Genomic DNA, 12973 nt, shown 5'->3' on the forward strand with positions numbered 1-12973 from the left:
ACGTCTTCATGTACCTGTTGTCTCGGTTCGCCGTCGATCCACGTGAACGACGTGCGCAGCGATTCGTGACGGGCGATGACCGAGCGAATCGCTTCCTCCAGCCGATCCGCATCCACCTGCCCTGTTAGCTCCATGACCCCCGGCATGTTGTAGCGCGTGCTCTCCGGCTCCACCTCATGCAGCACGTATAGCCGCCGCTGCGCCGAAGACAGCGGGTACGAAACCTGCGCTACCGCCGGCTCGATCCGGCCGTAATCGCTTTCCTCCGTGCTGCGCACATAGTCCGCCAACGCCCTCACCGTCGGACGCGCGAACAGCTCCCGCAGCGGCAGCTCCACCGCCAGCTGCTGATGTATGCGCGACACCAAAGTCATCGCTTTCAGCGAGTGACCACCGCGCTCGAAGAACGAGTCCCCGATGCCGACTTCGTTTACCCCCAGCACCTCTGCGAACAACTCCGCCAATTGCGTCTCCAGCGCATCCCGCGGCGCTTCATAGCCTTCGCTGTTCGCCTCCCGGTCCGGCGCTGGCAGCGCCTTCCGGTCGACTTTGCCGTTAGGGGTCAGCGGCAGCTTCTCCAGCTCCACAAAGTAGGACGGGATCATGTAATCCGGCAGCTGTGTTGCCAGTTGCGCCCGCAGCTCCGATACCGGAACCGCTTCATCACTTACGAGGTACGCGCACAAGTACGCCTGTCCTTGCTCATCCTCACGGGCCATGACCACCGCTTCGCGGATCTGCGCATGCGCCATAAGCTGTGCTTCGATCTCCCCGCATTCGATCCGGTAGCCGCGGATCTTCACTTGGTGGTCGATCCGGCCCAGGTACTCCACGTTGCCGTCCGGCAGCCATCTTGCTAAATCCCCGGTCCGGTACATCCGCGTCCCCAGCTCGAACGGGTTGTCCACGAATTTTTCCGCCGTCAGGTCCGGCCGGTTGAAGTAACCCCGCGCCAGACCGTCCCCCGCGATGTACAGCTCACCAGCAATGCCCATCGGCTTCAGCTGCAAGTCGTCACCTACAATGTACAGCTGCGTATTGGCAAGCGGCTTGCCGATCGGCACCGCCGCTTCCGCGACGAGTGGCATGCAATCAAAATAGGAAACCTCAGCTGCTTCCGTCGGCCCGTACAGGTTGTGAAGCGTGGCTCCGCTCCCTTCCATTAACTTGTAGAACCCGGCCACATGCTGCGGCTTCAACGCTTCTCCGCTGGCAAATACCCGGCGCAAGCTGCCGAGCTTCTCCGGGCTAAACGTTTGCCCGGCTTGCTCCAGGAAGACGCTCAGCATCGACGGCACAAAATGCATCACCGTGACCCCGTGACGCTCTATGGTTTCGGCCAGCACCGCCGGATCTTTCTCTCCCTGAGGCGAAAGCATGCAGACCTTGGACCCGGTCATACCCCACCAGAACAGCTCCGACACCGAAACGTCGAATGTTATCGGCGTCTTCTGCAGAATGACATCCTCTTCTCCGATGCGGTACCAATTCTGCATCCACTCCAGGCGGTTAATGACCGCGCGATGCTCCATCATGACCCCTTTCGGGTTGCCTGTGGTCCCCGAGGTATACATCACATACGCCAAATGCCGGGAATCCAGCTCTAGCGGCGGGTTGGCCTCGGATTGTGCCTGTCTTCTGGAAGTCAACTCGATGACCGCGCCTTCAAATCCGCATGGATCAAGGCCAGCGTCAATCAGCAGCGCTTCCGCGCTGCTGTCCCCGAGCATGTATTGGATGCGCTCTTTCGGGTAAGCCGGATCAATCGGCAAGTACGCCCCGCCGGCCTTCAGGATGCCATAGATCCCTACAATCAGTTCCAGCGAGCGTTCCGCCATAATCGCCACGATACGCTCCGGCCCTACACCTTGCCCGCGAAGTGTCCACGCCAGCTGGTTGGCCCGTGCGTTCAGCTCCGCGTAGGTCAGCTGCTGATCCCCGTACACTACCGCTACCGCATCCGGCGTCTTCTCCACCTGCTCCTCGAACAGACCGTGAATCGTTGCTTCCCGCGGATACTCCGCAGCCGTATCGTTGAATCCAACTGTAAGCTGACGGGTCCCCACTTCATCCAATAGACGGATATCTTGAATCATACGACTAGGCTCCCCAAGGATATCCTGAAGCATGACAGTAAAAGAGCTAAATATCTGTTCTACAATTCCATCCGAATGGTCAGCTTTGTAATCAAAAGCCAATTCGAGTTCACCCGTCAGAGACCAGTCTTTAATCATAAGCTGAAATGGATAAAATTGATGCCCATTGTAAACCTCGTTCGCTTTTACAGTCAGGTTTGCCAAATTCGTCACAAGTCTGGTGCCAAGATTATTTACAACAACAGAAAACAGCTGATCTATTCCCCTTTTACGCAGTTCTAATTCTTGCACCAGATTATCGTATGGATATTTTTGATGAAAGTAACATGACATCAATTCCTGCTGTACTTCCCTGCTAAACGAGTCAAAGCTCTGCATAGCGTTGACTTGAACCCGAAGCGGCATTGTACTGGCAAACATACCAATTACAGATTTTTCTTTCGCTCCGGAACGGTTTAAGACCGGAGTCCCAATGACTAAGTCGCTTTGCCCTGTCGTCCGATTCACATAGGCGAGCATTAACGAGACAAACCAGGCGTTTAGTGAAACCCGGTTCTCATCAAGTTTTTCCCTGATCCGGTCAGAAAGCTCTTTGTTCAGCAGGAATGATTTCCGTGTTCCAGCCGAATCGCCGGTGACCCCTTTGGAAGTTCCCATAACCGTAGGGGACTCATAGTCCTGATAACGGTGTAACCAAAACTTCTTGTCTTTAATGTACCGGTTAGTCCTTAAATAATTATCTTCATGATCTGCAAATTCAAGAAAATTGCTTGATCTGCCAACCGGATTGTTTTCGCCTTTCGCCAGCTTTTCATAAATTGCCAGTGTATCCTGAAGCCATGCTTGCCCTGACCATCCATCAGCAATGATGTGGTGTGCCTTGATTAAATATCCGCACTCATCGTCACTGATTTTGAAGAGGGCTACGTAATATAAAGGGTTATTCTCAAATTGGAAGGGGATTGCCGCCTGCTGCTGCGTCCAAAGCTCAAGCGCCTCATTAGGGTTATTTGAAGTACTGAAATCGATTAGTGGGAACGGGGTTTTATGATGGGGCACATAATATTGATAGGGCTCACCGTTCTGGTTGCGGGAGATTCGCAATCCAAAGCCTGCGTGGTTGCTAAGATTATAGTGGATGGCTGCTTCAATCCAATCTAAATTCGCTTCTCCTTTAAAAATAAAATACAGCGTTATATTATTGAGCGAAGTGTCGGGATAATGCTGCTCCATCATCCAAACTCTCTTCTGTGCGTGCGTTAATGGAAATGCAGATTTGCACCCGCTTAACGGTCTCATACAAGTAAGTCCCCCTCATTAATTATGCTGACTCTGAATGAACTGCATGCTTCTGAAGGCAACCGCAAACCAATCTGAGAAAGTGAGGTCGAATTAGGCAGTATGATGATTGGCCTGGATTATAGGTTCTTGTTGTAAAAACACATCTTGCTGCGATTAGCGGAAATTGAGAGCCTTCATAAGAGCCTCTATAACAAATTGCGAATGACTATGAATAAAAAAATGATCTCCATCAAAACCAACATACTTGCAAGCGTTATCAGAAACTTGGTCCCACTCTTCTATATCTCCTGCCAGGGTGTCATCCTTGCAACCGAAGAATATGTAGACGTCACACCCGAGTTTACTGTTTCTCTCTTTGAACATAAAAGTCTCTGACAACCGGAAATCCGACCTGATAATAGGCAAAAAAAGATCCATCAATTCCGTATTATCAAAAAACTGCGGCGGCGTTCCGCCTAATTCCATTAAGTGCCGCTTAAACTCTTCATCCGGGAGCGTGTGAACGATGGTTTCATCCTTGTCTGGTACATGCGGGGCAGATCTTCCTGAGAAAAAAACGGCATCAGGCTCCTTATACCCCCTACTTTTCAGTTGATGAATCGTTTCATAGGCAAGAATTGCCCCCAAGCTATGCCCGAAAATCCCATAGGGATCTCCACTTAATTGCGGCAGAATAAGCGACGTAATATCTTCAACTGCTTCTTCAAAGGATCGATAAAACGGCTCGTGCACTCTCCTGCCTCTGCCAGCCAACTCCACAGGAATAATCTCAGCGATTCCGTTTAAGTAGCTTGACCATTGACTGTAGAAGAAGGCCGAACCACCTGCATAAGGTATACAGAATAATTTCATAGTCCATCTCTTTCATGTTTTATTAATAATTGAAAAGAAAACCCCAATTAACTGAGGATATCCAGACTAGAAACCTCCAGCCCGCATCAGCGGGGTTGGAGGTTTCTTGATATGTGGCAACTTGTGCTGAAATTCTGCTATCCGCTGCCTGCCTGGAAAGATACACAACTAATTTTGAGGTTCTTCGGAACAACTCTACTGCATTTGTTCCGGGCTGTCCGCTTGCGGATTTTCAGCTTGTCCGTGAAAAGAAATCAGCGATTGCTTCAAGCTCTCTGCCAGTTCCTCCAGCTGCTTGGACAGCGCCACCAGTTCGCCGCTTACTGTCAATTGCCGCGAAGACATTGCCGCCACTTCCTCTGTAGATGCACTGGTCTGCTGCACCACAGAACGGACACTACCCATCGACTCGCCAAGACGTGCCTGGAAAATGGTCAACTCAGAAACCGCAGCCGACGATTGACCCAGATATTCAATGAAGTCTTCCATTTCCTTGCGTACAGCCGCGAAAATCTGGGACGATTCCCGCACCGAGCCGATCTGCTCGCTGAACAGCGGCACAGCTTCGCCCACCACCTTGACGGTGTCCTCGATACTCCGCCCGATCTCCTCCGTAATTTGCGAGACTGAGGCAATCGATTGGCTGGACTGGCCGGCCAGGGCGCGGATTTCGTCGGCGATAACAATAAAGCCTCTGCCGGCCGCTCCGGCACGGACTGCTTCAATGGAAGCATTAAGCGCCAGAATATTGGTCTGCTTGTTCATGGCAATCATTGGCGCCAGAATATTGCGGATCAAATGAGTGCTTTCCTGCAGCTTGGCCGAATTCTCTTCAATCAGCCGCATCATCTCCACCGTCGACTCACTTTGTGCAACCAGTGTCTTCATTAGCGCCGCTCCCTGCTCGCTGACCGCGATCACTTTCTCGGCTGCCGCATCCATTACCCGGTTAATCTGGTCCACCTCATGCATCTTGCCGCCCATCAGCTCCACATCATGGTTGCTGCTCTCGGCTTCCGCCGCCAGACTGGCAGCACCTTGGGCAATTTCATCCGTGGCTACCGCCAGCTCACGGGCGTGGTCCGAGATCGTTGCCGAAGCATGAACCAGCTGTTCGGATGTCGCCAGAACCTCTGTCGCCGAAGCGCCGCTCTGGCCGGCCAGCATGGAAATCTGCTCCATCATCCGGTTGAAGCTATGCCCAAGCCGGCCGATTTCATCGCGGCCCTTGAAGTTGGTACGAACATTAAGGTTGCCTCGCTCCCCTTCCTCCATCAGCCGGGCCAGCTTACCGAGCGGCCGGCCAATCAGACGGACCAGCACATAGCCGATCAAGAGAGCAATCAGTGCCGCCGCGAATACTACGAGCAGTGTAATGTACAACAGGCGGTCGGCCGACTTGGTGAAATCACTGACCGGCGCATAGCCAAGCAGTGTCCAACCACCTGTGGTCAGCGGCTGGTACACCGCCAGTTGCTCCGTTCCGGCTTCATCGTCTGCCATAAAGGAACGATCCAATTCTTGGGCCGCCTGCGGCTCGACCTCTGCCCTCGACGGCTTGATGAATGAGGTCTGCTCCAGTTGAGCATCATCCTTCGCATACACAACCTTTCGGTCAGCATCAAGGATGCGCAGTTCACCGTCTTCTCCAATGCGCAGATTCGCTAATATGTCGTTGAGAGAGCTTCGCTTGATCTCAATCAGCATATAATATTCCGCTTGCGGATTTTGCATATTGCGCAGAAGCCGTCCCATCGTGAGAGAAGCTTCAGAGTATGTATCGAAGAAGCCCGTCGGCCGGACCGGGAACCACACTGGATTACCCTTGGCCTCGTCAATCTGCTTGAATCTCGCCAGGATCCCCTCATCGGTGCGGATCCCCGTAACGCCCGAGGTTGTATAAGATTCAACTTCGGCGAGGCTGCGGGAAACAAGCCGGATGCCCAATAGACGCTCATCGGAGCCTTTGACTGCATCCAGCTTGCTGCGGATACGCCCTTCGGCGGCAACCTTAGCCACGATCCCGATACCCGGATCATTTACCGCCTCCAGATCTGCCTTGAGCGCCTGATCCACGGCAAATTGCCGCGAGAGCGCTTCATACTCGACAAAGAGGAAATCCAGTTTGTCAGCTGCCTGGACAATCGCTTGCGATGAAGCAGCAGCTACTTCATCGGTAATAATACCTTTGGCGGCGTAATAAGAAGTCAAACCAAGCACGGAGGACAACAACAGAATGGTGCTGAACAGGATTATGAATAATTTGACGCCAACCGATTGCAGATGCAGGCTTCGTTGCCCTTTCATAAGTCTACTCTCCCCATAGAATAAAATAACGCCACATTAGTGGGTTTTATCCTTAAAGCCTAATCAGGTACCCAGCTGTAGTCCTTGAATAACCCCATAAATTAAATAAAAATACATAAGACAAGGTACACCCTTCGCAGTCAAATGAAGGCTGTACCTTGTTTTCGTTAAATCGTGCAAACTGGCAAAGGGCCAGATTACCCCTTGCTCGCCCCGGCAGTCAACCCTTCGACGAGCAATTTTTGCAGGAAGCCAAAGAGAATCATGATCGGAATAGAGATCAGTACAGCGCCTGCCGCAAAAGTCGTGAAATTGGAGTTCTGATTCGAATCCACCATGTCCCACATACCGACGGCAACGGTCCATTTATCCTTGGTCCGCAGAATGAGTCTTGCAAAGATAAAGTCAACCCACGGTCCGACAAATTGCGTAAGCGCCATGTAGGTAATCATCGGTCTCGACAGAGGCAGAATAATTCTCCAGAAGATTCCAAAGTTACTTGTTCCGTCAATGCGGGCAGCTTCGTCCAGCGAACGCGGTATCGTATCGAGGAACCCTTTCGCGATCAGTGTCCCGCCTAGCGGAGCACCGGCTGCATATACGATAATCAGAGCCAAATGTTTATCCAGCAGATCAAACTCTTTCAGCAGCAAATAGATGGCAATCATACTCATGAAGCCTGGAAACATTCCAAGCACCAGCAGTCCGGACATGGTGGTCTTGCGCGTCTTGAATCTGAACCGGGAAACTGCATAGCTTGTAAGCAATGTCAAGAAAACGCCCAGGATCATTGAGAACAAGGCAATCTTAAACGTATTAAGCCACCAGGTAGGGAACAGCAGGGTGTTATCATAGAATAGCGCCCGGTAATGTTCAAGCGTAAACGTTTCAGGAATCAGCGTTTTACTGTAAAGGGATTTGCCCGGCCGCAGCGACGATAACAGAATCCAAATGGCAGGATAGAGTGCTGCAACAGACAGAATCAGCAACGCTAAATAACTTAATCCGAGACGTATTTTTCTTTTAATATTTACTCCGCTCATTGGATCATGTCCTCCTCCTGGAATGATTTCGACCGCCGGTAATTGTAAAGCGAGAAGCTGGCTACGATCAAGAAGATAATGATTCCGACCGCAGATGCCATGTTATATTTGTTCTGGTCAAGCGTGAGCTTGTAAAGCCACGTCACGAGCAAGTCGGTGGAACCGGCGTACTGATAATCCCCGTTTGGGGGATTACCGGCTGTTAACAGGAAGATCGCATTAAAGTTATTGATGTTACCTGCAAACTGGGCAATCAGTGTAGGCGCCGTCGAGAACAGCACCATAGGCAATGTTATGATGCGGAATTTCTGGTAGTTGGTCGCCCCATCCACTTCGGCCGCTTCATACATATCGCGCGGAATCGTTGTCAGAACCCCCATAATCAGCAGCATGGATACCGGAATACCGACCCACAAGTTAACCACGATAACCGTTACTTTGGCCCAGAATGGATCCGTTAGCCAAGGAAGGCCACCGAGCCCGAAAAATTTTAGATATTGGTTAATCGGACCAAACTGGCCGTTGAACAGGTTACGCATGAGCAGAAGGGAGATCATCTGCGGAATAGCGTATGGAACAATCAGAATGGCTCTCCAGAAGCCCTTGAAACGGATGCCTTGCTGGCTGACCAGCATCGCGACCAGCATGCCGCCGAAATAGGTAGTAACCGTGGACAAGATCGCCCATGTAATAGTCCAAGTAAGTACCCCGTAAAAGGTCTGGCTCCATGATTTAAGTACCACCAGATTACGGAATGTTTCAAAGCCAACCCAATCTACCAGCTTGGCCGGAGGCATATGGTTAGGCGCAGCATAGTTCGTAAACGCCAGCATGATCATGAAGATGATCGGCATTACTGTAAAGAACAGAATACCTACAGACGGCAGGATAAGAAATGTCTGCGCAAACTTGTAGTCGAGGATATAACGGATGCTCTGTTTAAATGTAGCCGGAGTACGGCCTGCGTCCCGTACAGCTCCAGTCTTTCGGGCATCTTTAATGTTCATATACCACGCAAGCAGAAACAGAACAAAGAATATAATTGTAATCAAACTCTGAATTAGAATAAATATAGAATGATCACCTTTGACCAACTTGGCAATCCCTTTGACCTTCTCAAAATGTTGGGAGGTTGTCCCTAAGGTAACGATACCCCAGAACGCCCGTCCCAGCTTCTCAATAAAGTAAGTTAAGCTTAATGCCTCTACAATCAAAAAAATAAAACCTTTGATAAATTGGCGGTTATATATTTGTCCCAATCCCATAAATAATGTAGACAGTATCGTTGCTGTTCTAGTATGGTGTCGCTGCATTTCCCTTCCGTTCTCCTCTCCTGGGAAATCAGAGAATCGCCCGCCGCTACCAGGCGGCGGGTGATTTGATTTCATAAATATACTGTTGGAATAGACCTGCGGATGTTTACTTCGAAGCGCCGTTGTTCAGATCTTTGATCTGTTGGGCTGCTTTGTCCATTGCAGTCTTAGGGTCTACACCTTTGTCCCAGATTTCCGGCAGGGCTGCATTTACAGGACTCCACACATTGCCCATTTCAGGAATGGAAGGCATTGGCTGGGAGTTGTTAGCCTGTTCAGCAAAAACGGATACATAAGGGTCATCCTTGATTTGCGGATCTTCCAGAGCCTCCAAGTTGGTTGGAATCGATCCGACCAGTTTGTTCAGCTTAAGCTGGGCATCCTTGCTGGAAGCGAACTCAGCATAGAGCTTAGCGGCATTTGGATATTGCGTATACGCGTTAACCGCGAAGATCTTGAAGCCGGCCAAGGAGATGGCAGTCTTTCCACCGACAGTCGGCAGCGGTGTCAGTCCCAGATTATCGCCCAGAGCCTTTTTGTATCCGGCCAGTTCCCAAGGTCCGTTGATATCCATTGCGACATCGCCGGAGTTGAAGAGACTGCGCTTAATATCCGGGTTAATATCGCCACTGTTGATTGGCAGAATTTCTTTCAGTTTCTTAAATTCACTCAAGCCTTGGATTGCGCCGTCGGTATTGATCCCGATATCGTCTTTGTTCGTGCCGTTATCCCCGAAGAGATAACCGCCGTTGGAAGCGATGAACGGATAGTCGAAATACATGTTGCCGACTTCCCACATGATTCCATACCGGTTTTTGGATTTGTCGGTGAAGGTTTTGCCGAAGGCGAGTACATCATCAAAGGTCTTAGGCGCTTCAGTAACAAGAGACTTATTGTAGTACAAAGCATAAGTTTCAGCTGCACGCGGGTAGCCGTACAGGAGACCGTCATAGCTGGCACCGGTAATCGAGGATTCTGTATTGTTCTTTACTGTTTCTTTCTCGAACACATCGTTTGGAAGCAAAAGCTGTGCGCTTGCTGCTCTGCCCAGGTTGTCATGCGGAATCAGAACAACGTCGGCAGCCAAACCGGAAGGACCGTCTTGGGACAGCTTGGTAACTTGCTGCACCGGTGACAACTCTTCAATTTTTACCGGAACCTTGTATTTTTCAGTGAACTCCTTCGCAATTGCGTCTGTAAAGGCTCTTTCTTCCTTACTTTCCCATACGGTCAGGGTTGCGCCATCTTCTGGGGTGATTTGTGCGGTTTCGGCGCCAGTGTTGTCTGTGCCTGCGTTTCCGGCCGGAGCCGTGCTTTCTGATGGTGCGTTCGTTGCGGCTGAGTTGCTGCCCCCGTTATTTCCGTTGTTGCTAGATCCACAGGCAGTAACAGAAAGTGCCATTGACGCTGCGGCGGTGAGAACCATAAGCTTTTTCAACTTCATTGCTTTAACCCCTCCTAATTTGTGTACGCTTGCCAACAATGATCCTGCAGAACTTGCGCAAACGATTTCAGAAGATCCAAAAAAAATGTCTGTTTTATTCTTCCAACCTTCTGTATCCGCTTTAGTCAAGTTCTAGAAAGCGCTTCATTACTTAATTTATAATACAACAGGAATCTTAATTGTTAAAACGTTTGCACATGGTATATTCGTCCATTTTCGGCTAATTATCCATGGTCACAATACAATATATCCCTTATTCGCAAGATTACTCTTATTTCCTTTTGTTTTCTTCAGTCTCTACTTAATTATTTGTTTTCATTAACAATTTATAGCCGCACTTATCTTCTGTAATGAATCTTTTGAAAATTAGATCACCGTAAAAGTGCCTGATCGCAAGTGAATAATTGTGCAATGGTTTGAACAATAGTATTGAACGGCTATTTATTCCGTGCTATAATCCAAACCATTATGAGCAGCTTGATCTGCTGGAAGCAGCAGAAGCATCCGCCCTTTGTTCTTTTATAACTAAAAGGCAATGTTACTTGACACAGGTACAACCTCGGAACTATCTCTTCGGCGGCGGTTGTGCCTCTTTGCTATGGGCGAATGTAAGGGCGATATTGTGCAATCGTGGCACAATGTTTGCGCACCGCGGGCACATGTCCGTATATCACCCCTTAAGTTCCTTATATATCCACTTCATGCAAATTGCGCATAATGCACCGTCTTAGTTCTGCATTGGGATTCCACAAGACAAACCAACTTTTTAGGAGGAATTATCATGTTATTAGAAGCTGTATACCACCGTCCGCGCTTGAATTGGTCTTATGCCTATGACCGCCAAACCATTCATCTTCGTCTACGTGCCAAAAAAGGAGATTTGACAGAGGTATTCGCCTGGGCCGGCGATAAATATGCCTGGGATACTACCAAAGAATTGATTCCGATGAAGCTTTTCACTTCGGATGCGATGTTTGATTATTGGGAATGTGAGTCGGTTCCCCTGTACCGCAGGCTGAAATACGGTTTCCTGCTGCAACAAGGTCATGAGCGGATCTGGATGACGGAAAGCGACTTTCAGACAGAACGTCCGGCGAATCCGAACCGGCTGTTTGAATTTCCGTACATAAACCCTGTAGATGTGTTCGCACCACCGGCATGGGTGAAGGACGCTGTCTTCTATCAGATCTTTCCGGAGCGCTTTGCAAACGGTGATCCCAGTCTGAATCCCGAGAATGTGCAGCCATGGGGCGGTACGCCTACACCGGAAAATTTCTTCGGCGGAGATCTTCAAGGAGTCATTGACCATCTGGATCATTTGACCGAGCTTGGCATTACCGGCATCTATTTCACTCCGATCTTCGCGGCGACTACCAACCATAAGTATGATACAGAGGACTATATGAAGGTTGATCCGCATTTCGGTGATGTGAAGACACTCAAAAAACTCGTCGATGCCTGCCATGAACGCGGCATACGTGTGCTCCTGGACGCCGTGTTCAATCATGCGGGCAGAACCTTTGCCCCTTTCGTTGATGTACTGGAGAACGGGGAAAACTCCCGTTACAAAGACTGGTTCCATATCCGCGAGTTTCCACTGCAGGTGGTGGACAACATCCCGAATTATGATTCCTTTGCCTTCGAACCCCTGATGCCAAAGCTGAATACAGAGAATCCCGAAGTAAAGGAATATCTGCTGAATGTGGCTGAATACTGGATTCGTGAGGTCGGCCTTGACGGCTGGCGTCTGGACGTTGCCAATGAGGTGGATCATGAATTCTGGCGCGACTTCCGCAAAGTGGTAAAACGCGCGAATCCCGAAGCTTATATTTTGGGTGAAATCTGGCATGAATCCGCCCCTTGGCTGGAAGGCGATAAATTCGACGCAGTAATGAACTATCCGTTCACCGATGCCGTAATTGACTTCTTCATCTCCGGTGCGCTTGATGCCGAAGGTTTTGCCAATGCCATCGGCAAGCAGCTGTCGCGTTATCCGCTGCAGGCCAGCGAAGTGGCCTTCAATCTGCTGGACAGCCACGATACGCCGCGCCTCTTGACTGTGGCCGGAGGAGACAAGAAGAAGCTGAAACTGGCCACATTGTTCCAGTTCACGTTTATGGGCACGCCGTGCATCTACTACGGCGCTGAAATTGGCATGGATGGCGAAGGCGATCCGGGCTGCCGTAAATGCATGGAGTGGGATCCCGAGAAGCAGGACCGCGAGCTGTTCAGCTTTTTCCGCAAGCTGATCGAGATCCGCGGCAGCCATCCTGCACTCCGCACCGGCGCCCTCACCTTCCTGGAGGCGGCCCCGCAGGGCAGCAAGCTGGCTTATGAACGCAGTCTTGGCGATGATATTATCATCGTACTGATGAACACAGAAGGGACAGGCCAGACCTTCCACATTAGCGTAGAAGAACGTCAATGGGAGAACCTGTTCACCGGCGAATCCTTGCGCGCTGAGCGAGGCAAGCTCTCCGTTAAGCTGCCAGCATACGGCTATACCGTCATTAAGGCGATAGTATAACAATCCATCACTTCAATCCAGACGAGATATCATTCACAAATAAAAAACGGCACTCTTCGCGATGAAGAGTGCCGTTTTCGTTATATGGC

The 12973-nt window shown here is 50.3% G+C and carries 7 protein-coding genes; 1 reads left to right on the plus strand and 6 read right to left on the minus strand.

The annotated features are described in order from the left end of the window. From AC3WT9_RS15360 to AC3WT9_RS15385, 6 genes are all read right to left on the minus strand, one after another. Positions 1–3395: non-ribosomal peptide synthetase (locus AC3WT9_RS15360; protein WP_492407712.1), on the minus strand; the 3395-nt coding region annotated here is incomplete at its 3' end. 156 nt (positions 3396–3551) lie between these two features. After that, the gene (locus AC3WT9_RS15365) at positions 3552–4250 is read right to left on the minus strand and encodes a thioesterase II family protein (RefSeq protein ID WP_341091312.1); all 699 of its coding nucleotides are present in this window, start codon (positions 4248–4250) and stop codon (positions 3552–3554) included. Between the two features lie 195 nt (positions 4251–4445). After that, positions 4446–6557, minus strand: a complete 2112-nt coding sequence (locus AC3WT9_RS15370; protein ID WP_341091311.1) for a methyl-accepting chemotaxis protein — start codon at positions 6555–6557, stop codon at positions 4446–4448. Between the two features lie 197 nt (positions 6558–6754). Further along, positions 6755–7600 carry a sugar ABC transporter permease gene (locus AC3WT9_RS15375; RefSeq protein ID WP_341091310.1) on the minus strand — a complete coding sequence of 282 codons (846 nt, stop codon included), beginning with the start codon at positions 7598–7600 and terminating at the stop codon, positions 6755–6757. Beyond that, positions 7597–8913 carry a carbohydrate ABC transporter permease gene (locus AC3WT9_RS15380; protein WP_341091309.1) on the minus strand — a complete coding sequence of 439 codons (1317 nt, stop codon included), beginning with the start codon at positions 8911–8913 and terminating at the stop codon, positions 7597–7599. The genes AC3WT9_RS15375 and AC3WT9_RS15380 overlap by 4 nt, the downstream gene beginning before the upstream one ends. A gap of 106 nt (positions 8914–9019) precedes the next feature. Next, positions 9020–10357 carry a sugar ABC transporter substrate-binding protein gene (locus AC3WT9_RS15385; RefSeq protein WP_341091308.1) on the minus strand — a complete coding sequence of 446 codons (1338 nt, stop codon included), beginning with the start codon at positions 10355–10357 and terminating at the stop codon, positions 9020–9022. Positions 10358–11138: 781 nt separating this feature from the next. Here AC3WT9_RS15385 and AC3WT9_RS15390 point away from each other — a divergent pair. Beyond that, positions 11139–12884: an alpha-glycosidase gene (locus AC3WT9_RS15390; protein ID WP_341091306.1), complete on the plus strand. Its 1746-nt coding sequence runs from the start codon at positions 11139–11141 to the stop codon at positions 12882–12884. The last annotated feature ends 89 nt before the right edge of the window (positions 12885–12973 follow it).

The organism is Paenibacillus sp. EB106-06-01-XG199, from assembly GCF_058791575.1.

Excerpts from the sequence above, each read along its gene's own strand:
- AC3WT9_RS15385 (WP_341091308.1), bottom strand. The coding sequence starts at position 10,357 with ATGAAGTTGAAAAAGCTTATGGTTCTCACCGCCGCAGCGTCAATGGCA.
- AC3WT9_RS15365 (WP_341091312.1), bottom strand. The coding sequence starts at position 4,250 with ATGAAATTATTCTGTATACCTTATGCAGGTGGTTCGGCCTTCTTCTAC.
- AC3WT9_RS15380 (WP_341091309.1), bottom strand. The coding sequence starts at position 8,913 with ATGCAGCGACACCATACTAGAACAGCAACGATACTGTCTACATTATTT.
- AC3WT9_RS15390 (WP_341091306.1), top strand. The coding sequence starts at position 11,139 with ATGTTATTAGAAGCTGTATACCACCGTCCGCGCTTGAATTGGTCTTAT.
- AC3WT9_RS15375 (WP_341091310.1), bottom strand. The coding sequence starts at position 7,600 with ATGAGCGGAGTAAATATTAAAAGAAAAATACGTCTCGGATTAAGTTAT.
- AC3WT9_RS15370 (WP_341091311.1), bottom strand. The coding sequence starts at position 6,557 with ATGAAAGGGCAACGAAGCCTGCATCTGCAATCGGTTGGCGTCAAATTA.